This window comes from Paenibacillus sp. J22R232 (genome assembly GCF_056269165.1).
In genome coordinates this window covers 839,688-862,538 of sequence record NZ_JBWDNK010000002.1, presented here as the reverse complement: position 1 = coordinate 862,538, position 22,851 = coordinate 839,688, and the positions used below count along the sequence as shown (strand labels likewise).

The window sequence follows — 22,851 nt, the reverse complement described above, 5'->3', positions numbered from 1 at the left end:
CTCCCATATTCGCGATGTGATTGGTTTATTAGGTTTATTCCCTGCGTTTAAAAACGACAGCTACCGGTCCGCCTCCCGGTGGGCCCTGATGCTCTGCACCGCCGGATACGTAAATCATCGGATCGCCGCACACCGAAGCGAGTACGCCGCCGACAACCGCACGGGCATGCCTCGTATGATTAATATCCGAATCGTCCAGCATCGTATGGCGATGGCCGCGGATGTAGCCGGTAGGATCAGCCTCTGCCTTTGCCAGCACCTGCACCATTTCCGAATCCTGATGCTCGTCCAGCAAGCGTCTGAGCGATTGCGCGTCGATTGCATCCTTCATCACGTCATGAGCGATGAAATAAGGGCCTTCCGCATATGCGGAATTACCGAATACGATAACCTCGCAATACGCGAGCTCGCTGCCTGCGGAGGTGGAAGCTACACGGCTGAACAGCTGCCATGAAGTACAGATATCCCCGTCCTCCAGCTTCTCGCGATTAACCTCTCCAAGAGCAACCGCTGCACCGAGCGCCGATGCGCCCCGCGAATATCCCATCGATTTGTACGTATCTTCCGTTACGGTGCTAACGGCTCTGCTATGCGCGTCATGAACCTGGTCAGCCGTTAGCAGCGGGCATTTGATCTGCACAAAATGCACGTCCGACGCTGCTTCGATACCAGCTTCCGCAATCGCGCGCCTGACGGCAGCAGCCACCTCATCTACTTGAGCAAGCCGGCCAATCTCTTCCGGAAGAAAATCAGCCGTTCTTGCAACACCGATCGCTAGCGATTTGCGATCCTGTTTCACCGCGGCCTGGCTACCGTTTCCCTTGCGGCTAATCACCGTAAAGTGAGGACTCAATACGCCTTCGGTTCCGCCTGACATGACATACGATATCGCGGCGTCCGTTTCCGTTCGATACTTGGCAAAATAGCTTTTTAACGCGAGCACGGCATAACCGCGGGTAAAATCGTTCACGCAGCCGTTGCCCTCTGTTTTGCCTAAGACGGCAACGACGTCCTGCGGGTCTATCCTTCCTTCTTTCATGTATTTATCAAGCGCAGCCACATCGTTCGGCGAGCGGCTCGGAACGCGATTCACCGTGCATTTCATCATATGTCATCCGTCCTTTGCCAGAAAATAATTTTTTTCTCCAGCAGGCTGATTGCCCAGAAGAGAACCAAGCCGCATAGTGCTGAAGCGATAATGGCCGAGAACATCACAGGTGTATCCATGTGGTACGAAGATACCAATACGACGTACCCAAGTCCCTTGTTTGCGCCGACAAACTCACCGACAATAGCACCAACAATCGCAAGCGACGTAGATATTTTCAGCGCGGAGAACACGTAAGGCAAGCTCGTCGGCAGGCGCAGCTTCCAGAATATTTCTGCTTTCGTGCCTTTATAGGTAGAGAACAACTCCCATGCTTCATGCTCGATTGCCTTCAATCCCTTCACGCTGTTGACGAGAATAGGGAAGAAGCAGATCAGCATCGAGGCTATGACTTTGGAGGAGTAGCCCGTTCCCATCCACACGACTAGGAGCGGAGCAAGAGCGACGAGCGGCGTTGTTTTGAGCGCAATCGCAAGCGGGAATATGCCCTTCTCAATCGGCTTGGAATGAACAAATATGACGGCAGTAATTAATCCAAGAATATTGGCAAGCACGAAACCGGTCAAAGCCTCCATCAGCGTGACGAACATATGCGACCACAGCGAGTTGTCTATAACAGCCGCGATATCGGTGGGAGAGGGCAGCAAGTAGATCGGTATATCGAACAGGCGTACCGCAAGCTCCCATATGACTAGAAATCCAATGGCAAATGCGACAGGATACATGGCGTCTTTTATTTTCGTTCTCATAGGTGTTTGACCCGCTTTCTTAATTCCTTAACCGTCTGATGGAAAGCCGGAAGCTCCTCCATGCCAACTTCTCTTGGCGACGGCAGCGGTACTGGGATAATATCCTCCACGCCGGCTGGCCTTGGCGACATCATGATGACACGGTTGGACATCAGCACGGACTCCTGAATCGAGTGGGTAACCATCACAACCGTGCTCAGGCTCGTTTCTGGACTTTCCCATAAACGCAGCAGCTCGAAGTTAAGCTTCTCTCTCGTAAATTCATCCAATGCTCCAAACGGCTCATCCATTAGCAATACGGTCGGATCGGCAGCAAGCGCCCGTGCGATCGCGATTCTTTGCTGCATGCCCCCGCTTAGCTGATGCGGGAAATGGTTTATGAAATCCTGCAGCCCCACTAGCCGAAGCGCACCCTCCGCCTTCTCTTTCGCTTCCTTCTTCGTAAATTTCTTCTCCCCAATTGTAAGAGGCAGGGCAATATTTTGAATCGCGGTCAGCCACGGCATCAAAACCGGCTTTTGGAACACCATGCCAAGCGTTAAGTCCTTCGACGGGTAGACGATCTCCCCGCCGGCATTCGGCTGAAGCAAATCAAGCATTAGACGGAGCAGCGTCGATTTGCCGCAGCCGCTCGGTCCAAGGATCGAGACAAATTCGTTTTTGTAAATATCTAGCGACACGTTATTCAATACCTGTACGTCACCAAACGAAAGGGAGCAATTTTTTAAAGTAACCGCGATTTCGCTCTTGGAAGAATTGGTCGTAGGTCGTTTCTGCAGCCTTGAAGAATCTTTCCCCAGATCACTGGCCGTCGTTAGCATAAAATCACACCCTATTCGATAAATTCGTTTGTAAAGACGTCGTCAAGGTTTTGTTCCTTTTTCAAGAAATCAAGATCGATTAGGTTTTTTTGCAAAACATCCCATGCATCGGTTTCCATCTTGCCTAGAGGCAGATTCTCGGGCTCAAGCAGCGGAATGCTCGCGTTCATCATGCTGACCTCGTGGTCAAGCGTTAGCTTATCTCCATATTTCAGGCCAAATGCCGCCGCTTCATCCGGGTTCTCAATCGCGTAGCTCCACCCTTTCATGGAAGCTTGAACGAAGCTTTTCACCATTTCTGGATCGCGCTTGATAATATCCTCAGTCGTGAATAAAGTATCCGCATAAAAATTGATATCATAATCATTCGGCTCTATGATGTTGACTTCATGGCCCAGCTCCTGTACGGCAAGCACCTCATTGATCACGTAACCAGGCCATGCCTTCACTTGGCCGCTGAGCAGCGGGCTCAGGTCATATTTCGCAGGCATCTCTTCCACCTTCGAACCATCTATGCCTGCATTTTTCGCCATAGCGCGGTAAGTAAGCTCTTCGTTCCCGCCTAGCTTAACGCCGATTTTTTGGCCGACTAGATCTTCCATCTTCGTAATGCCGGAATCCTTCAGACTGAACAATACGAAAGGCGTTTTTCTATAAATGGTTGAAAGAGCCTTCACCGGAACTCCCTTTTCCCTAGCCATCAATACTTGATCGGCGCCCGTCACGCCGAAATGCTCCGTGCCCGATGCGATCATTTGAACAGACGGGAAATCTGCCCCGCCTGGTCTAATTTCGACGTCCAAGCCTGCTTCTTTATAGAAGCCCTTCTCAACCGCCGTGTAAAACCCGGCAAATTGTGCTTGATGAATCCATTTCAATCGCAAAACGACTTTTTTCAGCTCCCCTGTTTCTCCATCGGCAGCGTTCGAGCTCGTTTGATTATTGGATCCGCAAGCGGATAACACGAGTAAAAACGCCGACATTACGATCATTAACGACTTTCTGGATAATTTCCACATATGGTTTCCTCCGATGTTGTTGGTTTGTCTATTTCTACTTCTACTTCTACTTCTACTATTTCTACTTCAATTTCATTTCTATCTCAGTTGCATATTTAGCAATGGATAAGTCCTTTTAATACTTCCGCCGAGCTGCTTACGCTTCCGAACACGCCGCCCTGCATTTTCACCATATTAAGCGCCGCATGATGATTGTCCGGGTCCGTAGCTCCCGTGCAATCCTCAAGAATCAAACACTCGTATCCTCGGTCATTCGCTTCGCGCATCGTCGTATGCACGCAAACATCCGTTGTAATGCCGGTCAAAATTAAGTGGGTAATCCCTTTGTTTTTCAGGATCAAATCCAAATCCGTTGCATAAAAGCTGCCCTTGCCCGGCTTATCTATAATCGATTCGCCTTCGATCGGAGCAAGCTCCTCAATGATCTGCCATCCGGGCTCTCCTCTGACCAAAATACGTCCCGCAGGTCCAAGCGAGCCTATTTCCGCGCCAATCTGTTTGCTGCGCCACCGTTTGTTCGCAGGCAAATCGGATAGATCAGGCTTATGTCCCTCTCTCGTGTGAATGACATGAAAGCCTTTAATTTCCCGAACGCGCTGCAATAGCTCACGAATGGGCTTGATCGGTTTCGCCGTCAATGACAAGTCATACCCCATCTGCTCCACATATCCGCCTTTGCCGCAGAAATCGATCTGCATATCAATAATGACTAATGCGGTTTTCGAAGGATCGATTGTTCCATCATAAGGCCAGCTGTAAGGCGTTGCTGTAATTTGCATGCTTCATTCTCCCTCCAAAGCTCGTCGGCATATGACTTAGCTAGACGTTTATGTCACATAACCTAACTTAATTTCTTTCGTTTTTCTTCTTGTGTCATATTATATTACAAATAAAATGCGATGTCTTTGTATTTTTCACAAAAAAGCATGAACTAATTTCGTTTTTTTCACAAATATAGATCTTTAATGTTATGTTATTTAACACATTGACTGTAAACTTCACAAAAGGAAGCGTTATACCGATCGTTGTTCTCTGCATCCTTTCTCACATGAATGTCCGAAAAGACTATGTTATAATTCAACCATTCCATAGTTTCGTTTCCATATTTTATCGTTTAACGCTTCAAAATCTGATTTCAAGACAAGGAGAGCAATTAGATGAGCGGAACTACGATTCAATTGATTACCGGAGCCAACGCCCCACTCGGCAGCGCTTCAACCGTGAAGGTGACCGTTTCCTGTCAGCATTCGCCGGCAGATCTCGATGTCAGCTGTTTTATGGTTGGTTCGGACGGAAAAGTGCCTTCTGATGATTATTTTGTTTTTTATAACCAGCCCGCTGATCCTGGCCGCATCGTGCAATACTTGCCCAAGGACAAGCTTTGCAGTGAATTCACCATTGATCTTAACGCCTTATGGTCTTCTTCTATCCAAAAATGCGTATTTGCCATCACGCTGGACGGTCCCGGTACCCTATCCGATGTAGACGGCTGCCGAATTGTTGCAGAATCCGCAGCGAACAAGGTCGTTTATGAAATAACGGAAGGAAAAGCCGAAACCTCGTTGGTGCTTGCCGAGTTGTATCGACATGCAAGCGGATTCAAGCTCCGTGCGGTTGGCCGAGGATTTCACGGTGGATTAAAGCCACTTGCGGAGGCGCATGGCGTTCATGTTGCCGAGGATGATAACGTAAACAGTGAGGCAGCTCCCGCTCCTGCCGTCTCGGATAAGCAGTCGCAGGCAGCCTCCTCCTCCGCCATCAAAGCTGCACGCTCCGAGGCTGCAAGCGGCGCCGCAAGCACTGCGCCAACCAAAATCAACCTGAGCAAAATTGATCTATTGAAGCAGAAGGTAGCTGTCTCGCTGCGCAAAAATAACATAGAGCAGGAAAAAGCTCGCGTCGCCGTTATCTTTGACGCTTCCGGCTCCATGTACAGCCTCTATGCAAACGGAGTCGTTCAGCGCGCTTTCGAGCGCGTGCTCGCGGTAGCCGCCAGCATGGATGACGACGGCATGATGGACGTCTGGTTTTTCGCCTCGAAGAGCAAACGGATGAAGAGCGTCAACGAAAACGAGTATGCGGATTACGTAAAAAACACCTACCCCGCCCCTCGATTATTCGGAGGATTAGGCGCAGGCAACAATGAACCTGAAGTTATGGCGGATATCATCAAGAAATATACAAAAGAAGACCCTTCCGGCATGCCTACCTATATCGTGTTCTTCAGCGATGGCGGTATCTACGAGACCAAAAAGATTTCAAAGCTGCTCATCGACAGTTCGGACAAAAATATATTTTGGCAATTCGTCGGCCTTGGCAGAGCAGATTTCGGCGTGCTGCGCCAGCTCGACGATTTGAGAGGCCGAGTGCTCGATAACGCGGATTTTTTTGCGCTTGATGATTTGGATCAAGTAAGTGACGAGGAATTGTATGATCGATTGTTTCATGAATATCCGCAGTGGCTGAGAGAGGCTCGCACTAAAGGAATCGTACGCACCTAGCATTTAACTTAACAATCAGCAGCAACAAACAAAGCCATGATTATCGGTCTGGAACGACCTTTAATCATGGCTTTTATTTTTATTTTTATTTTTATTTTTATTTTTATTTCTACTTCTATTTCAATCTCAATTTTAATTTTAATTTTAATTACAATCCACTATATCAAACCGCAAAGATCCGGTAGACTTGGCCGGCCTTTGTACGGAATCGGACAACCGGCTCATCGGGCTGGCTGCTGCCAGCAATTAATCCTTCCGGCGATTCAATCCTCCATGATGCTTCTGTCCATAATGAACAGTCCTCGCCGCTCAGCGATAGGAGCTCCGCTTCGACGAAACGCCCATTCTCCCAGCGAATGCTCACTTCGAATGCTCCGCGCGCCCGCAGCCCCTTGATCTCGCCTGACTGCCAGGCAGCCGGAAGAGCCGGAAGCAGCTCCAAGTAAGACTGATGGGATTGCAGAAGCATCTCGGCAATGCCCGCCGTGGCAGCGAAATTCCCGTCGATCTGGAAAGGAGGATGCGCGCCGAATAAATTGCCGTACACGCCGCCATGATCATAGAGCTCCGCCTCATTCTCCTTTACGAGCCGCAGCGACTGATCCAGCAGGCGCAAAGCGTGGTCCCCGTCGCGGAACCTGGCCCACAATCCCACCTTCCAGCCCAAGCTCCAGCCCGTCCCGTCGTCACCGCGACGGAGCAGCGATTGTTTCGCCGCAGCGTACAGCTCCGGCGTTCCGTCTTGCGTAAGCTGCCGGCCGGGATAAATACCGAACAAATGCGAGACATGGCGATGATGCTTGTCCTCATCCGCATAATCTTGCGACCACTCCTGCAACTGTCCGAAACTGCCGATTTGCAGCGGAAGCAAGCTTGCCCTCGCAGCTTTCAGCTCCGCTCTGAACGCTTCATCCGTATCCAGGCTCTCCGTGGCTTCTATGCAGTTCGTAAACAAATCCCAGATCAACGACAAATCCATCGTAGCGGCTTCACTTACGCCGAATAGCTTATCCCCGATTCTGAATTTATGCTCCGGCGAGGTGGAAGGCGACGTAATCAACCGTCCCTGCCCGTCATCGATCAGCCAATCGAGGCAAAATAAAGCCGCTTCTTTCATAATCGGATAGGCATGGCTGTGCAAATACGCTTCGTCCCTGCCGAACGAAAAATGCTCCCATAAATGCTGGGCAAGCCATATGCCGCCCATTGGCCAATAGGCCCAAACGGGATCACCGTCCCCATAGTTGCCAACCGGCGCGGTTTGCGCCCATATATCCGCATTATGATGCGCCGTCCAGCCCCTTGCTCCGTAATTCGTGCGAGCCGTAACGGCACCGTTCACCGAAAGCTCCTCGATAAAAGCGAGCAGCGGCTGATGGCATTCGGCCAAATTGCAGGTTTCCGCCGGCCAATAATTCATTTCCGCATTAATATTCAACGTCCAATTGCTGCTCCATGGCGGCCTGGTCGATTCATTCCATATCCCCTGCAGATTCGCGGGCTTTGTCCCTCCGCGCGAGCTCGCGATCATCAAATAACGACCGTAATGAAAAAGCAGCTCAACTAAGCCCGGATCCTTCGCGCCAAATTGACTAATCCGTTGGTCTGTCGGCATATCTATCGGCGCCAAAGCTTCACCGATTCGGAACTCGACCCGATTGAACAGAAGATGATAATCCGATAGATGCGAAGCTTTCAGCTCCGCATACGATTTCTTAAACCCGTTTTCCAGCGCAGAGGCAGCTGCGGCTGACGCATCTTTGCCTTGGCTTCCCGGAAGCCGGTCGTATCCGTTAAAGCTCGTAGCTCCGCTGAAATAGATAACCACCTCGGTGCCACCATACACATGAAGCCCGTCAGCATCCGTTATAACGGTTCCTTCCTTCGACGTGGCGGCGAGCACGCCCTCGAAACGCATAGCTTCCGGCTCATCGCCGGAGCCGTATACGATTGGATGGTTATCCTTGAAATAGCTGGGAGCAACATGCTCAGGCGCCTTTCCTTTCAGGAGGTAGCGCTGCCCGTCCGCTTCCGTGCGGTAACGGAGCGGACTATCCAATCTCACATGGACATTTAGAACGCCAGGCTCGCTAGCCTCAAGCTTCAACAAAATAAGCTGATCCGGATACGAAGCGAACAATTCCCTTTTGTAGGCAATCCCGCCAATCTCGTATTCGACGGTAGACAAGCCGTTTTCCAAATCCAGCGTCCGTTGGTAGTTTTCATATTTATTGCCGTGCTCGAATGTTACATGCATATCGCCGAACGGAAGGTAAGACTGCGTATATGGCCCCATCATTTGCTTGGTCTCCAGATCCGCTTCCGCATACCGACCTTCCTTGATCAGCTTGCGCACGCGCGGCAGAGCTTCTTTGGCTCCCGCATTGTTCCAATCCTTCGGGTAGCCTGACCATAACGTATCCTCGTTAAGCCCAATTCTTTCTTTTTCCACGCCGCCAAAAATCATTGCCCCCAAGCGTCCATTGCCGATAGGAAGCGCTTCCGTCCAAGCGGAAGCCGGTTTCTTGTATTGCAGCTTCATGCTAGCACCTCTCTTTGTTTGTCACATAATCCGGTTTGAATCCTATTATGAAGTGAAGCGCTTAATCTAGCAAGGAAAATCTACCGAGCAAACGCCGCAATAGATTACCGAACTTCCGCTGCTCAGCCTTCTCTAATCAAGGAATTGCCTTCGAGCACAATAGCCGTGCACGCTTCAAAACGAATGGCATCCTGAAGGGTGCTGTATGCGTTTCGGTCGCCTTTTACGATAATCTCATTGTTCAAAAATCCAATATCACGCGTACTTTTGGCGGAAAGGATTAACGCGTCAATCGTTTCGAATCTATTATTCTCGATACGGATATTGCTATGAATAGGCTGCTCCGCATGAATCAGCGTATTTTCGGGAGCAATGAACAGAACGGGATGCCGCTCGTTTCCGCAAGCAATAAAGTGATTATCTTGAATGGAGACCTGCTGAACGCGGCCTGATTCATACCAACTCTCCGCGTCATCCGCAATAAAAACCGCGCTCATCGTCATTTTCTCAAATCGGTTGCGGGCAATCACGACTTTGCGTCTCGTCGTAGCCAGTATGCCTCGCGTAGGCACTCTCTCAAATTCATTGCCGACGATGCTTACTTCAGGTGTCCATGTCACGTTTTCGACGACATCCTCCGGTTCGATAGTCTCCGGCACGGCCCGCTCCAGCGTAAGCAGCATTTCCCGCGGATTCAACAGTACGGCGCTGGTTACTTTGTTGCTATGATAAGCATTCAATGACTTGCATCTAACAAATTCGACCTCGTCCCCAGCAAAAAAAGCTTCAAAGCCGTAGGTTTGAGGATGCATAAACCTCACCTTCACTTGATTTTGCGACGGTTGCCCAACTATGCGAAGATGCGTGCCATGAACGTTGATCGGATCGTCATGTCCCCCGCTGAATTTACTATCGTTCACCTGAATGAGTCCTCGGCAGCCAGAGAAATGGATAAAATCAGCAAAAGCGCTCACCGTGCGTCCCGTTTCCCGCCTCGGCCTCATCTCCATGCGCTCGAACGTCATATTTTCGCTGAATTGGCAAACAATCCCGAGGCCATGCATGAAATGCATGCCTACGTTCGTGAATCGAATGCCGCTGCTTCTATTAATAAACGCGCCAACCTGGTCACGAATGCCGTCGCGTGCCTGCAATATGTTCCCATTCGACTGAACGGGTCGATCATTCATATGCACCTTCAGCTTCCCTCTGTATATTTCTTCGACTTTGACCGCATGCTCGAATAGATTATCGGTTCGCCACGTGCGGTTTTCCTCGAGGTCCAGCTCCTGCATCGGGCCTGCCAGGAAGCGCCAATCATCCGCTACCCATGTCAGCTTCCCCTCTTCGATCTCGTATCGGTATGCGGGATGAACCTCAAGGATAAGATGACGTGCTCCCGTCTCTAACACGGTCATTTCCACGACGGTTGGCTGCTCATAGTCGACGTTGATATTTCGAAAAACGATATGCTCGCATTCATCAATGAGAAACATCGTTTGCTTGCCGTGAAAGACAAACAACGAACCATTCCCCTCTAACGTAAACTCGCGCATGCCTTTCAAAAAAACGCCAATCGTTTTCGTAATATCCGGATTTTCCGCTTCACTCGTTGTATTCGAAATATAATAGGGCTTTCTCGTTGCCCCATTCGCGAAGAAATCATATCTCCCTGGCGCGCATTCCAGCACGACGGGACCATCTGCCCGCGAAGCGGCCTCGATGGCAAGCTGCATCGCGGACATCGCATCCTCGCCCGAGTCCGGCTTGCCTCCGAAATCGGCAAGCTGCAATACCGTCTGCCGTTCCCAATTTGCAATTTGCTCTCTCGTCATTCCATTTGGCCTCCTCATGCCTCATGAACGAAGGAAATGCCCTGCCGCATAGGACAGAACATTCCCTTTGTTATTTCGTTTATTATTGTTTGGCCATTTCCGCCGTCACTTCCGTAATTGCTTGCTGCAGCCCTTTGCTGTCATAACCTTTGACGATATCCTTCCAGGTTTGGACCGGATCGTCCTTGCCTAATATCATCTTCGTGAAATCATCGTCGAAGTTGATTGCGGACAGCTTGTCTTTCGCAGGCGTGGTCATCGTGAAAAATTCGAATGCAGTCGGCATCGGCTTGGCGTTATCCATTTGCCACTTTATTTCATCTTGGATGAACTGGATCGCCGCGTCTCCATGCGCCGCTCGATTGGACTCGCTGTCCTCGATTGCGCTCGCATTTCTCCAAGCAGCCATTTGTGAGATGATATCCATCGAAGGATACGCTTTTTTCAAATCGATAAATTGGCCGTTTTCTTCTTTCGCCCGAGTAATGACATATTTATCGCCATCCTTGGTGTAATCCTTGCCTTCAATGCCGTAGTCGAACAGCTCTTTGCCTTCCGCTGACAACAGCCAATCATAGATGCGCAGAATGCGGTCAAGCTTCTCGTCATCCACATCCACGTTAATCATCGTCTCCGACCACCACGGGCTGTTCACTTGGCGGTAGACCGTTCCGTCTGCGCCAGGCCACAGATGCAAAATCTTCACGTGGTCAAAAAAGTTAAGCCCGGGATTGTTTTTCTCCCATTCCGATTTGATGCCTGTAGCGCCAAGAATACCATCCGTTTTGAACGCAAACGCACCAGCTTTGTTTTGGTAAAACTTTTGGTTGCCCTCTCCCGCTTTCGCTACCGCAAAATCAGGGTCCAGCGTGTGATCCTTATACATTTGGCGAGCTTGAACGACCACTTCATCCATTTTCCGCGAAGCATAGAACGGAATCCACTTGCCATCCTCCTCTACCCAGCCCTGGTTCCCCATCTGCGGGAAGGTAGGAACGAAGACCGATTTGAAATAACCAAGCGTGTTCATTACGATGCCCGTCGTATCGTTTTTGTTATTGCCGTCAGGGTCCTTCTCTACAAACGCTTTCAGCATCGCATTAAATTCGTCGAAGCTTTTCGGATCCGCGATACCCAGCTTCTCCATCCAGTCTTTCCGGACAAAGATCGCACGGTCAACAGCCCATACCGCTTCCGCTTGCTCCAGCGGGAACGTCATGCGGGGAATCGCATACAGCTTGCCGTCACGGCGAATGCCATCCACGCCTTTCGCTTTGGCTACCTGCTCCACATGCGGATACGCACTCAAATCATCGGGAAGCGCATGAATCAGGTCTTGATTTACCCATTCATTATAAGTAGCAGGGCTGTCATTGGTAATGCTGTTCGTAATAATATCCGGCAGCTGGCCAGCAGCCGCCCATACCTGCGCTTTCTGCTTGTAGTTGTCCCAGCCGATGTCCATCGGCTTGAAGGTGACATTGAAGGTATTCTCCACATGCTGCAAAATCTCATCCTTCTGCTGAAAGCCGACGCCAATTCCCCACCAGGATACGGAAATGTCCATATGGTCCTTATACGGGTTATCAGACTCCGCATTTGTTGGCGCTTGCGCGTTGTTGCTGGCTTCAGGCACGTTATTTGCCGATCCGCAGCCAGATAATACAGAAATGAATAATGCGGTCAATAACGTGAATGAGGCAGCTTTGCTTGTTTTCTTCATTTTCTCGTTCCCCCTGTACAATTATATAATAAAAGCGCGAAGCTTCTACTACCCTTTGATCGAACCGATCATAACGCCCTTCGTGAAATATTTTTGCAGGAAGGGATACAAGCATACAATCGGCAATGCGCTAACGACCAGAACCGCCATTTTGAGCATTTCCGGCTGCAAAGCCGAGCTTGACGAGACGACGGAGCTTACGCTGATGCTGGTCAGCAGCTGTTGATAGTTGGTCAGCAGCTCTCTGAGCAGCGCCTGCAGCGGCAGCAAATTGACGTCCGTCATGAACAATACGCCGAACCACCATTCATTCCAACGATCCACCGCATAAAACAAAGCGATGGTCGCGATCATTGGCTTCGATATCGGCAATATGACCTTATACAAAATTTGAATCTCATTCGCGCCGTCAATCTTCGCCGATTCCTCCAGCGCGGCCGGCAACGTCCGGAAAAAGGCAATACAAATCATCATATAGAAAGTATTTACAGCGACTGGAAGAATCATCACGAATAGATTGTTAATCAAGCCATAGCTCTTCATGGTCAGATAGAACGGAATGAGTCCGCCATTGAAAAACATCGTGAATAAGATAGCCGACATAACCGCTTTCCGGCCGGGAAATCCGCTTTTGGACAGCACGTACGCGCCGGTCAGCGTGACCAGCATATTGATGAACGTTCCTACAACCGTAACAAAAATGGTCACTAGAAACGCATCCAGAAAGCGCGGCTCATGAAAAATATAGCTGTATGCCGAGAAATCAAATGCCGTCGGAATCAAATAGACGATCTGCTTCGATATAGCCACCGAATCGCTGAACGACATCAGGACCACATTATAGAAAGGAAAGATGGTACAGACCGTAAGCAGGATCAAGATCGTATGGATGATTACATCCGGCATGCTAATCTTTTTGCGTCGTTTTATGCTTTGCGCCGCCATTATACCAATCCCTCCCCGCCTAGCCGCTTCACCATAAAGTTAGCGGAGTACAGCAAGACAAAGTTCAGAACCGCTTTAAACAAGCCAACGGCGGTCGTTACTCCAAAGCTTAACCCATCGCCAAAGGCGGAGCGGTACAAATACGTATCGATAATATCGCCAGTTTCATACACGCCTGGATTGTAGAGGTTGAACACCTGCTCAAACCCGCCGTTCATCGCATTCCCTACGGCTAGGATCAATAGTATCGCAGCCGTCCCCCTGATCGAAGGCCATGTCACCGCCATCAGCTGCTGAAAGCGGTTGGCACCGTCAATGCGAGCCGCTTCGTACAGCTCCGGATTGATGCCGGCGATTGCGGCCAAATAAATGATCGCGCTCCAGCCGATTTCCTTCCACATGCTGGACAAGAACAGAATGGGCCGGAACAATCCCGGATCGGTCATAAACGTCTGCTTATCGAAGCCGAATGACGCGATTATTTGGTTCAACACCCCGGATTCGCTTAAAAAGTTGAACATGATGCCGCTTATGATAACCCACGAAATGAAATGCGGGAACGTATACACGGTCTGGTAAAACTTTTTGAACCTCTCCTTCGTTACCTCGTTGATCAGCAGCGCCAATAGGATGGCCGTAGGAAATTCGAACAGGATTCTGCCGCAGCTGATGATGATCGTATTCGTAAACGCTTGCCAGAAATCGCTTTGGTTCACGAGCTCCCGAAAGTTCGCCAATCCTACCCACGGACTGCTCATTATCCCTTCCCTGATGTGATACTCCTTGAATGCGAGCAGCACTCCGTACATCGGGACGTACTGAAACAACACATAAAAGAGCAACGTAGGAAGGAGCAAAATATACAAGAAACGATGTTTGTACATTTCCTTCCCTAATACATTCATGTTAGTCAAACCTCCTTGTAAGCGTTGTCACTTTCTTGCTTTATTATCGCCTGACAAGGAGGAAGCGTACATGGACGCATTCCATTCGTTCCCTCTGCAATTTCAACCTATTGCATAAAAAAAGAAAACCTTCATCGAAAGTTTTCTTGAAATAATCCATACCGATCATAAAAATCGTCCACCTCGCCTATCATGAATGCTTCTCACGGTATTGGGTAGGTGTCTTGCCCGTCATTTTCTTGAATATGCGCGTGAAATAAAAATAATCATGATAGCCGATCTTCTCGGCAATGTCTTGAATGGAGCCAGCTTCGCTATCCAGCAGCTCGCAAGCATAAGCGATTCTCAGCTTAGCCATATGTGCGGTTAACGTTTCGCCTACCTCTTTCTTGAACAGCTGGCTTATATAGCTCGGGTTCATGAAAAATTGCTCCGACAGGTCTTGCAGCGAAATGTCCCTACGGAAATTTAAAGCTACGTAGTGCAGGATGGAGTTAACCGTCGGGTTTTTCGTTTCGACAGGCGATGCTCCCGTACTGGCCAAATATTTGGTCAACAGCATTTTCAATTCGCCTAGCATGCTAGAGAGGTGATCAAACGACTCAACAAGCTGCTCATAGCTATACAGCATGCTCTCCGTCTCTCCAAGGCCAAACAAAAAGGATACGGTCATATGATAAACTTTGAGTGCGTGCTTTACCGTTAACGAGTTGTCCGCGAACAAGCTCCCGATCCTGTCCATTGCATGCAACGCCGATTCCAGGTTCCTTTCTTGAATCGCATGGCTTACCTGCAATAGGCATTCATTAAGCTCAGCACCGCTCCCCGGCTGCGCGTCGCCGTTCACGTACATAACCTTGCCGCTTACAAAATATTGGTGGGCAAGCACATCCGCATACTCGATCGCTTGCTTTATTTCCTTCAAATCATGGAAAGGCTCGCTCATCCCGATGCCCCGCATCGATCCCGGGCAGGTCTGTTCCCATTCGTTCCTCGCCGCAGCCGCAAGCTTCGCATCGATCAAATATGCGGTTTTGGCTTTGCCGATTTTCATTCGGATTATCCCCTGCGCAAACGCAGGCAATTCTTCCGGACCAACGGAGATAACCGCAATCAGCGAATCGCCTTTTTCCGCCAACACGCCAGCCCTCTTCAATCGATCGCTGATCATCCATTCGTTCTCCAAGCTAGGCTCGTCAATGAGATGAATGAGCGACGGCTCGAAAGCAGGCTTAGCCGCAAGCAATTGCTTGTTCAATCTAGCCAATACGCTCGATATTTCCACCTCGTCAAAAGGCTTTAAGCAATAAGCAACGGCCCCCTGGCTGATCGCTTTTTGTGCGTAAGCAAACTCCGCATAGCCGCTTACAATGACGAATTGAATGGCAAAAGGAAAAGCTTTGCCTCTTTGGATCAGCTCCAGCCCATTCATCTCGGGCATCCGTATATCGGTAAAAACAACATCCGGCTTAATCTCCGCCATCGCTTCCAGAGCAGCCATTCCGTTATAGGCTTGTCCCACCACTTCAAAGCCATGGCTGCCCCAATCCACTAAATCCTTCAAGCTTTCCACGACCCAGCTTTCATCATCGACTAGAAACACCTTATGCATCATGCTTCTTCCTCTCCGCCATCATGAGCCTCACCTTCGTCCCCTGGCCCTCTTTGCTCTCGATTTGGATGCCGTATTCATTCCCGTAAATAAGCTTGATCCGGTTATTTACGTTGCCAAGGCCGATGCTTTTGACGTTTTCGTCGGCTGCCGGCGCAGAGGAACTCTCAGCCAGCATATCGCGAATTTGGCCCAATCGGTCATCCGGCATGCCGACACCATTATCCGAAATAAGAATATGGAGCGTATTTTCTTTGTCCACTTCCCCTTTGAGCCATAGCTCACCGACCTTTAGCGTCGGTTCGAACCCATGGTAGATCGCGTTCTCTACGAGCGGCTGCAGAATCATTTTGGGAATGCGGTAAGACAATGCCTCCTCCGAAAAATCATAGCGGACAGCGAATCGATCCGCGAACCTGATTTGCTGAATTTGAATAAAGGATTCAACCATCTTGACCTCCTCCCGCAGCTGAACGACATCTGCTCCTTTGATGCTGTACCGGAATATCGCCGATAAGGATCTGGTCATGTTCTTAATTCTCGTCTGCTTCTCGACAACCGCGATCCCCGTAATGACCTCAAGCGTATTGTACAAGAAATGAGGGTTGATCTGGCTTTTCAAGAAAGCAAGCTCCGCTTTTTTCTTCTCCAGCTCACTGCCGTACAAGCGGCTGTTTGCCTCCAGCAAGCGCTGCGTCAGCTGCTCGATCTCATCGAGCATATGATTGAACTGCGTCGCGAGAACATTGATTTCCATATAACCGTGCAGCGCGATTCTCTTTTGGAATTCAAATAAGGTTCCGCGCTTGACGTTGGTCATGAATAACATCATTTTTTTGAGCGGCCGCAAAATGTTGTTGATAATAAACGTGAACGGTATCGCTAGGACAAGAAGGCAAACACCCAATATAGCAAGCTCGACCTCGCGGATCGACCGCAGGTCGCGCAGCAGCTCATCCTTGGGCGCTATGCTCAGAATGACGCCATCGATATCCGGCAGAGGCTCGGTCTGAATCACGTACGGCTTGTTTTTCCATTGCACGGTGTGCTGGCCGCCGCTGCTCCCGCCAATAAGGAAGCCCTCCGGCAGCACAGAGCCAACCTTGTCGTTCGAGTTGCTCGTTATAACCTTCTGGTTACGGTCCAGCAAATAGATTTGCGTACCGGTTTCCTTCATCGCGTATTCCTCATCACCTGCAAGCGCTTTCGGCCTGATGATGAAGAAGAGCGTTCCCACATTCGTATTAAAAAGCTCTCCGGGCTGCATATACGTAATGGACGTCGCGAATATGAGACCCTCCGCAGACCCATAGGAGCTGCCAAAGGTTTGCATCCCTACGTAATAAGCATTAAATTTCGTTTTGGGCAGCTTGCCGACCATCGGAGCAACATAACGGTTTCCGCCATTGATATCGACCCATCCGCCGTTATTTCCGGAGATGACGATATCGAGCACGCCATCCTTCAGCTCCTTCTGATTCGTAATCAGCTGGCTTAGCTTTTTAAACATTTCATATCGGCGCAACGCGTTTTTCTCGACAAGAAAGCTTTGCACCTCTTCATTGTAAGAGATGTTTTGCATAAGCCTATAGACAACGTCTTTATTGGAAATCACGTTTTTCTGAATTTCCGTGACGGTCTGCCTCACATATTCCTCGTGGTTTTTCGTAATCATCCCGGACATCATGGAATACGTATGCAAAATAACAATCAGGATAACGATAATGGATGACGCCGCCAATATTAACAGCTGAGAGCGAATGGATAGTTTTCTTAGAAAGGCCATAGGGCTCATCTCCATCATTTCATAATAACATTGTCGATCATACCGCTAATTATTAACGTTTGGCCGGAACGAGGTCAAGCCCGTAAACGGAAATATTAAAAAGCCTATAAATCGTCCATAACATTGCTAAAAATCGTCTATATGAATAGCCAAAAGAGAGCTCGCGCCAAAGAGCTCCCTGCTTTATTCCGCTTATGTACCGCAATATGTATCATTTCTATCAATAAGTCGGAACCTCGATCATCGTATTCATCAGCTCTGTTACCGTGACGAACGCATAACCTCGCTTACTCAGCTCATCTAGTATTTTGTCTAGCGCTATTACGGTCTGCGTCGAACCGGGTATGTAATCATGCAAAAGCACGATATCCCCGTTTCTCGCATGGTTTAGCACCTTATTAACGATTTTGTTCACGCCGGGACTTTGCCAATCATTCGTATCTTGATGCCAGGACCACATAATGGTCGTGTATCCTAGCGATTTGGCCATTTCGATCGAACGCTCATTGTAGAAGCCTCCAGGCGGGCGAAAGAGCTGCGATTTTTTTCCGGTCAACGTTTCCAAAGCCCTTTCCGTTTTCAGAATTTCTTCCTTCATCGTTGCTTGACTTACCGAACGCTCAAAATAAACATGATTAAACGTATGGTTGGCTACCTCATGCCCCTCTGCGATTTCCCGCTTGATGGTTTCAGGATACCGCTCCACCTTGTTGCCTAACACAAAAAAAGTCGCCTTGGCGTTATATTTTTTCAGGATATCCAATATCCTCTCCGTCGTTGCCGGATAAGGGCCATCGTCGAACGTTAACGCAATTTTCCTGTCCTTCGTCGGAACCTCCCATACGATCTCTCCCCTTTGCTCATAAAAAGCGCGATCCTTTCTAGCAGGCATACCGAACCCCGCCAGCATTAAGGCGGCGAACAGCAATAGCGACCCCCGCTTCAACATTAACAATGCAATACCCCCCAGCCATTCAACAAGCTTCACCGCAAGAAAGAGCTGCTAACGACAGCTCTCCATGCAAGCGAATGAGCATTCTTCCTATCTTTTTTACGCAACATGCTTCTTCATTACCGTAGCAAGCTGTCCCATTCCCAAAATATCTTTTACCGCACGGCAGGTGACCACTCCGCGTTAATATCCCGGACTATCGAGGCCGCATCCTTAGATAAGCTTTGGATGGAAGCCCCGTTCTTGATTTGCCCATTCAACGAATGTATTCGTTCCTGCAAGCCCTCATCCGACGTTACATGGATATCGTATGCCGGATATTGCCCCTTCAAAGCCGCGTATACTTGTTTCTCGATGATTGATTTTTTACCGTTCTCATCAAGATCAAGGGCTACGAAAGCATCCCTTTTCAGAAGCACAACCTTCGCTTTTCCCACGCCCGTCACCTGATCGGCTCGGTTCTCTAGCTGTTTCGCGTTATGGTCCATTCCCGCAGCCATGCCTTTTTCCTCTGGCGCATCCATACTGAGCCGTTGATGATATTGCGTCTTGTTTTTCTCCATCATCATGTCCCGGTTTGGCATCGTTTTCGTTTCGATTCGCCGGATTTCGTTTTTTGCCCGGTATTCGGCTTGTTTCATTTCGCCGTTTTGCCCGCATGCCGCTAACGAGCTGCCTAATACAAGGACGATTATAGATACGGCCGCCGTCCTGAGTCCTACAAACATGCCAATGCACCTCCTGCTTATTACGTTTAAGATTTGCTATTGGCGTTAAATCATACATGCAAAAAAGAACAGTTGACCGCGGCATGCTTCAGCGGCTAACTGTTCTTTCTATGGCTCCTGTTCCATCCGTCAATCCTCTACATTTCTTACATCAACCGAAACATGCAGCAATTGCTCGCCCGTGCCCCGGTATACGCCCTTGACCGGGACAATATCCTTATAGTCCCGTCCATGACCCAGCTTCACGTAGCGTTCGCCTACAGGATCGACATTCGTCGGGTCAAAGCTGCACCAGCCTAGCCCGGGCACGAATGCCTCTACCCAAGCATGCGACGCTTGCTCAAAATCCGCGCTTCCGCCTTGCAAATCACCCACAAAGTGATATCCGCTCACATAGCGCGAAGGTATCGTATAGGCACGGCAGCTGGCGATCATCAAATGCGCGAAATCCTGGCAAACCCCGCGCTTGCTTAGAAACATGTCCGATGTTTTTGTTTTTACGTCGGTTGCTTCGGGATCATAAATGAACTCCGATCTTATTTTGGTCGACAGCGCATTGAGCCAATCCAGCACGCTTACTTTGCCGTTTTCTCCGGAATCCGAAATCTCGCGGGCAAAAACCTCTACCTCGCTCGTAACCGCCGTATATTCCGTCGTAAGCAGAAATTCCGTAAAGCGATTGGCCGCATCCTCTGTCCGCAGCCAGCTCCAAGCTTGTTCCGGCGAGCGCTTGCTTAAGTATTGGGCTCTCTCCTCCGAGCTTGGCGCCTGCTTCGTAACGACCGTCATATTCGTCCGAATCGTAAGCTTCTTATGTGGTCCATTCACTGAAAAAGCATGTACACGATTGCCGAAATAGTCCTCATAGGTGAATAGGGAAGCATTCGGCTCAATGGAAATCGCTTGCTGATAGCAGGATTGCCTCTCGTTCGTGCTAGGCGTAAGCCTGATTTCATTGACACTGTCCGTTACCGCTTCCGCATACTCGTATTGCGTCACATGTGAAATACTCAGCTTCATGCGCTTGCCTCCCCCATGCGAAAAAAGGTTTTGGCGAACATCATCCCAAGCTGCTGGCTGGCATCCAGCAGATGGGCAACGATTGCGCCGCTCCGATCGAGAACCATATCCTCCCGCTCGAGGCATGCGAGATCCGCTTTCACCTTGCCTACTTGGCGAATCACTCGCTCATGGGCAATGCGCAGCTGTTTATCCTGCAGCTCGATATGGCGCATATGGTCATCAAGCGTGTGCAGGGCAAAATGCAGCGAACGCGGGAATGCGGCGTTCAGCACAACGAATTCGACGATCGTCTCAACCGAAATGCCATCCGCGTAGTATCGCCTAAATGCCTGATAGCCGCTTACCGAACGGAGCACCGCCTGCAAATAGGGATACGCGCCTGCGCTGTTCCATCCTTCGCCGCTGGCAGCATTGCCTACCGCTTTGATAATCCGAAGCGTATTCTCCGAACGCTCCAAATAACGGCCGCATTCGATGAAATGCCATTCATTCTCGCGCGGCATGACGGATTGGCTTACGCCTTGGAACAAAGCTGTCCATTCCTTGATTTTACCGAAAAACAGATGCGGAGATTCCCGGAGCAGATCGTCGGGCTGCTTCTCGCGCAGCCATAAATAAAAAGCATTTGTCGCATCCCACATTTCGCTCGGCACCTTCTCGCGCAGCGTACGCAGATTGCCCCTAGCATGGCTGACGCAGGAAACGAGGGAATTGGCATTATCACGGTCAAGCGTCGTATAGAACAATACATCGCGTTCATTATAGCTGCTGTATTGCTGCTCGTATGACTCTCTGCTGCCTAAGGCATCGACGATTCTTGCCCATTTCAAATAGGGCTCAGCCGCCTCTCCCGCTTGCTTGCCTTCCGCCTCCTCCGAGCTATCCTCTCCTTGAAGATGATAGTGCACATCGATTAGCCTCGCATGATTCTCCGCCCGTTCCATGTAACGGCCAATCCAAAATAATGCTTCTGCATTCCGATTCAGCATGGCATTCCCTCCCATTATTTATCGATTAAGAACCCAAGTATCCTTGACGCCGCCGCCTTGCGATGAATTGACAACGAGAGAACCCTCGGTCATCGCGACACGCGTTAAGCCTCCAGGGATGACATGCGTTTCCTCGCCCATTAACGCAAAAGCACGCAAGTCGATATGCCGCGGCGTCATGCCTCCATCCACCATGACCGGCGCGCGGGATAGCTTCATCGTGGTCTGCGCAATATATCGCTCTGGCTCGCGCCTAATGGCCTCCGCAAATGCTTGAATTTCTTTGGGCGAAGCGCTTGGACCGATCAGCATGCCATAACCGCCGGACAGCGAAGTCTCTTTCACGACAAGCTGCTCAAGATGCTCAAGCACATATTCCCGCTCTTCCTTGCGGGAGAGGATGTATGTCGGTACGTTTTGCAGAATGGGCTCCTCTCCCAAGTAGTAGCGGATCATATCCGGCACGTAGGCATATACTGCCTTGTCGTCCGCCACTCCCGTTCCTGGCGCATTGGCAATGGCGACATTGCCTGCACGATACGCATTCATAAGACCCGGCACGCCGAGGAAGGAGTCAGGCTGGAAGGCAAGCGGATCCAGAAAATCGTCGTCGATCCGGCGGTAAATGACGTCTACCTGGCGAAGTCCGCGTAAATCACGCAAATAGATTTTGTGGTCTTTGTAGACGAGGTCTCTTCCTTCAACCAGATGGATGCCCATCTGCTGCGCAAGAAAGGTGTGCTCGTAATATGCGGAATTGTAGGCTCCGGGCGTGAGCAATACGATTAACGGATCCCGTTTGCCATTTGGAGATAATGCGCGAAGCGAGCTTAGGAAGCAGTTCAAGCTGCGGTCAATGCTTTGTACGGAGCTCGATAAATACAGATCATGGAACAGCTCATTCATTAGCGTTCTGCCTTTAAAGAGGTAGGAGAAACCTGAAGGTGACCGCAAATTATCCTCCAGCACGTAATAACGGCCCTTTTCATCACGGATTAAATCAATGCCCGATGCTGTAATATATACACCGCCCGGTACATGTAGACCAGCCATTTCCGGCCGGAAATAAGTATTCGATACAATCATGCGCCGAGGTATAATGCCGTCCGATACGATTTTTTGACCATGATACACGTCATGAAGGAATGCGTTCAAAGCTCGTATCCGCTGTTTGACGCCTCGATCCACACCATCCCATTCATGCTTCGGAATAACGCGCGGGATATAGTCAAACGGAATGGTGCGCTCGAGCGGTTCATTCTGCGTTCCGCTGTACAGCGTGAACGTAATGCCCTCTTCCAGCATGCGCTGATTGATCGCTTTCTGCCTGGTGGCAAGCTCTGCCGGCTTCATTCTGCCGAACAACCGGTGTACCGTGTCATAGTGGGCACGGACCGAAAAGTCCTTCTCGAACATTTCATCGTAAAAGGTTTGAGCATCGTAATATTGCGATTGCGACTGTTTGGCCGTCGACATGACAACCGCCTCCTCCATGATGGGCGCTGCACCAATTTGGTACGAGCTGGGTAAACATTCGACCAATTGCGTTATATTTATGTTAAAAAACTTAACATTTATAACCGAATCGCATCTTAATGTTAGGATTATCATAC

The 22,851-nt window shown here is 49.7% G+C and carries 18 protein-coding genes; 1 reads left to right on the top strand and 17 read right to left on the bottom strand.

What is annotated here, in order from left to right:
• Nucleotides 1-34: 34 nt before the first annotated feature.
• The 5 genes from atzD to biuH all read right to left on the bottom strand — a co-directional run bounded on the left by atzD (nucleotide 35) and on the right by biuH (nucleotide 4,476).
• On the bottom strand, nucleotides 35-1,108 hold the full coding sequence (gene atzD, locus AC0YN3_RS10180) for a cyanuric acid amidohydrolase (RefSeq protein ID WP_475774947.1): 1,074 nt from the start codon (nucleotides 1,106-1,108) through the stop codon (nucleotides 35-37).
• Nucleotides 1,105-1,857 (bottom strand): ABC transporter permease, encoded by a 753-nt coding sequence (locus AC0YN3_RS10175; protein ID WP_475774946.1) that lies wholly within the window; start codon nucleotides 1,855-1,857, stop codon nucleotides 1,105-1,107. The genes atzD and AC0YN3_RS10175 overlap by 4 nt, the downstream gene beginning before the upstream one ends.
• Nucleotides 1,854-2,678, bottom strand: coding sequence for an ABC transporter ATP-binding protein (locus tag AC0YN3_RS10170; protein ID WP_475774945.1), 825 nt, complete (start codon nucleotides 2,676-2,678; stop codon nucleotides 1,854-1,856). Before AC0YN3_RS10170 ends, AC0YN3_RS10175 begins: the two co-directional genes overlap by 4 nt.
• A gap of 11 nt (nucleotides 2,679-2,689) precedes the next feature.
• Complete coding sequence (locus AC0YN3_RS10165; protein WP_475774944.1) at nucleotides 2,690-3,697, bottom strand: ABC transporter substrate-binding protein; 1,008 nt, start codon at nucleotides 3,695-3,697, stop codon at nucleotides 2,690-2,692.
• A 95-nt stretch (nucleotides 3,698-3,792) separates the two neighbouring features.
• The gene (biuH, locus tag AC0YN3_RS10160) at nucleotides 3,793-4,476 is read right to left on the bottom strand and encodes a biuret amidohydrolase (RefSeq protein WP_475774943.1); all 684 of its coding nucleotides are present in this window, start codon (nucleotides 4,474-4,476) and stop codon (nucleotides 3,793-3,795) included.
• A gap of 378 nt (nucleotides 4,477-4,854) precedes the next feature.
• Between biuH and AC0YN3_RS10155 the strand changes: the two genes are divergently transcribed.
• Nucleotides 4,855-6,198: a vWA domain-containing protein gene (locus tag AC0YN3_RS10155; protein ID WP_475774942.1), complete on the top strand. Its 1,344-nt coding sequence runs from the start codon at nucleotides 4,855-4,857 to the stop codon at nucleotides 6,196-6,198.
• Between the two features lie 163 nt (nucleotides 6,199-6,361).
• Here AC0YN3_RS10155 and AC0YN3_RS10150 read toward each other — a convergent pair whose 3' ends face one another.
• The 12 genes from AC0YN3_RS10150 to AC0YN3_RS10095 all read right to left on the bottom strand — a co-directional run bounded on the left by AC0YN3_RS10150 (nucleotide 6,362) and on the right by AC0YN3_RS10095 (nucleotide 22,714).
• Nucleotides 6,362-8,740 carry a glycoside hydrolase family 95 protein gene (locus AC0YN3_RS10150; protein ID WP_475774941.1) on the bottom strand — a complete coding sequence of 793 codons (2,379 nt, stop codon included), beginning with the start codon at nucleotides 8,738-8,740 and terminating at the stop codon, nucleotides 6,362-6,364.
• A gap of 122 nt (nucleotides 8,741-8,862) precedes the next feature.
• Nucleotides 8,863-10,575 carry an alpha-1,3-galactosidase-related protein gene (locus AC0YN3_RS10145; RefSeq protein WP_475774940.1) on the bottom strand — a complete coding sequence of 571 codons (1,713 nt, stop codon included), beginning with the start codon at nucleotides 10,573-10,575 and terminating at the stop codon, nucleotides 8,863-8,865.
• Nucleotides 10,576-10,657: 82 nt separating this feature from the next.
• Complete coding sequence (locus AC0YN3_RS10140) at nucleotides 10,658-12,298, bottom strand: type 2 periplasmic-binding domain-containing protein (RefSeq protein ID WP_475774939.1); 1,641 nt, start codon at nucleotides 12,296-12,298, stop codon at nucleotides 10,658-10,660.
• A gap of 48 nt (nucleotides 12,299-12,346) precedes the next feature.
• Nucleotides 12,347-13,243, bottom strand: a complete 897-nt coding sequence (locus AC0YN3_RS10135) for a carbohydrate ABC transporter permease (RefSeq protein ID WP_475774938.1) — start codon at nucleotides 13,241-13,243, stop codon at nucleotides 12,347-12,349.
• Nucleotides 13,243-14,148, bottom strand: coding sequence for an ABC transporter permease (locus tag AC0YN3_RS10130; RefSeq protein ID WP_475774937.1), 906 nt, complete (start codon nucleotides 14,146-14,148; stop codon nucleotides 13,243-13,245). The genes AC0YN3_RS10135 and AC0YN3_RS10130 overlap by 1 nt, the downstream gene beginning before the upstream one ends.
• Before the next feature lie 190 nt (nucleotides 14,149-14,338).
• Entirely contained in the window at nucleotides 14,339-15,763 is a 1,425-nt protein-coding gene (locus AC0YN3_RS10125) for a response regulator transcription factor (protein ID WP_475774936.1), read from the bottom strand.
• Nucleotides 15,753-17,546 (bottom strand): sensor histidine kinase, encoded by a 1,794-nt coding sequence (locus AC0YN3_RS10120; RefSeq protein ID WP_475774935.1) that lies wholly within the window; start codon nucleotides 17,544-17,546, stop codon nucleotides 15,753-15,755. The genes AC0YN3_RS10125 and AC0YN3_RS10120 overlap by 11 nt, the downstream gene beginning before the upstream one ends.
• Nucleotides 17,547-17,766: 220 nt before the next feature.
• Complete coding sequence (locus tag AC0YN3_RS10115; RefSeq protein WP_475775123.1) at nucleotides 17,767-18,495, bottom strand: polysaccharide deacetylase family protein; 729 nt, start codon at nucleotides 18,493-18,495, stop codon at nucleotides 17,767-17,769.
• 158 nt (nucleotides 18,496-18,653) lie between these two features.
• On the bottom strand, nucleotides 18,654-19,226 hold the full coding sequence (locus AC0YN3_RS10110) for a YhcN/YlaJ family sporulation lipoprotein (protein ID WP_475774934.1): 573 nt from the start codon (nucleotides 19,224-19,226) through the stop codon (nucleotides 18,654-18,656).
• 129 nt (nucleotides 19,227-19,355) lie between these two features.
• Entirely contained in the window at nucleotides 19,356-20,246 is an 891-nt protein-coding gene (locus tag AC0YN3_RS10105; protein WP_475774933.1) for a transglutaminase family protein, read from the bottom strand.
• Entirely contained in the window at nucleotides 20,243-21,238 is a 996-nt protein-coding gene (locus tag AC0YN3_RS10100) for an alpha-E domain-containing protein (RefSeq protein WP_475774932.1), read from the bottom strand. The genes AC0YN3_RS10105 and AC0YN3_RS10100 overlap by 4 nt, the downstream gene beginning before the upstream one ends.
• A gap of 18 nt (nucleotides 21,239-21,256) precedes the next feature.
• Nucleotides 21,257-22,714 carry a circularly permuted type 2 ATP-grasp protein gene (locus AC0YN3_RS10095; RefSeq protein WP_475774931.1) on the bottom strand — a complete coding sequence of 486 codons (1,458 nt, stop codon included), beginning with the start codon at nucleotides 22,712-22,714 and terminating at the stop codon, nucleotides 21,257-21,259.
• Nucleotides 22,715-22,851: the final 137 nt, after the last annotated feature.

Bases quoted from the DNA above. Each gene is read 5' to 3' on its own strand.
- AC0YN3_RS10155 (WP_475774942.1), top strand. From the start codon at position 4,855: ATGAGCGGAACTACGATTCAATTGATTACCGGAGCCAACGCCCCACTC.
- AC0YN3_RS10115 (WP_475775123.1), bottom strand. From the start codon at position 18,495: ATGTTGAAGCGGGGGTCGCTATTGCTGTTCGCCGCCTTAATGCTGGCG.
- AC0YN3_RS10150 (WP_475774941.1), bottom strand. From the start codon at position 8,740: ATGAAGCTGCAATACAAGAAACCGGCTTCCGCTTGGACGGAAGCGCTT.
- biuH (WP_475774943.1), bottom strand. From the start codon at position 4,476: ATGCAAATTACAGCAACGCCTTACAGCTGGCCTTATGATGGAACAATC.
- AC0YN3_RS10110 (WP_475774934.1), bottom strand. From the start codon at position 19,226: ATGTTTGTAGGACTCAGGACGGCGGCCGTATCTATAATCGTCCTTGTA.
- AC0YN3_RS10130 (WP_475774937.1), bottom strand. From the start codon at position 14,148: ATGAATGTATTAGGGAAGGAAATGTACAAACATCGTTTCTTGTATATT.
- AC0YN3_RS10135 (WP_475774938.1), bottom strand. From the start codon at position 13,243: ATGGCGGCGCAAAGCATAAAACGACGCAAAAAGATTAGCATGCCGGAT.
- AC0YN3_RS10125 (WP_475774936.1), bottom strand. From the start codon at position 15,763: ATGATGCATAAGGTGTTTCTAGTCGATGATGAAAGCTGGGTCGTGGAA.
- atzD (WP_475774947.1), bottom strand. From the start codon at position 1,108: ATGATGAAATGCACGGTGAATCGCGTTCCGAGCCGCTCGCCGAACGAT.
- AC0YN3_RS10140 (WP_475774939.1), bottom strand. From the start codon at position 12,298: ATGAAGAAAACAAGCAAAGCTGCCTCATTCACGTTATTGACCGCATTA.
- AC0YN3_RS10095 (WP_475774931.1), bottom strand. From the start codon at position 22,714: ATGTCGACGGCCAAACAGTCGCAATCGCAATATTACGATGCTCAAACC.
- AC0YN3_RS10145 (WP_475774940.1), bottom strand. From the start codon at position 10,575: ATGACGAGAGAGCAAATTGCAAATTGGGAACGGCAGACGGTATTGCAG.
- AC0YN3_RS10100 (WP_475774932.1), bottom strand. From the start codon at position 21,238: ATGCTGAATCGGAATGCAGAAGCATTATTTTGGATTGGCCGTTACATG.
- AC0YN3_RS10120 (WP_475774935.1), bottom strand. From the start codon at position 17,546: ATGGCCTTTCTAAGAAAACTATCCATTCGCTCTCAGCTGTTAATATTG.
- AC0YN3_RS10105 (WP_475774933.1), bottom strand. From the start codon at position 20,246: ATGAAGCTGAGTATTTCACATGTGACGCAATACGAGTATGCGGAAGCG.
- AC0YN3_RS10165 (WP_475774944.1), bottom strand. From the start codon at position 3,697: ATGTGGAAATTATCCAGAAAGTCGTTAATGATCGTAATGTCGGCGTTT.
- AC0YN3_RS10175 (WP_475774946.1), bottom strand. From the start codon at position 1,857: ATGAGAACGAAAATAAAAGACGCCATGTATCCTGTCGCATTTGCCATT.
- AC0YN3_RS10170 (WP_475774945.1), bottom strand. From the start codon at position 2,678: ATGCTAACGACGGCCAGTGATCTGGGGAAAGATTCTTCAAGGCTGCAG.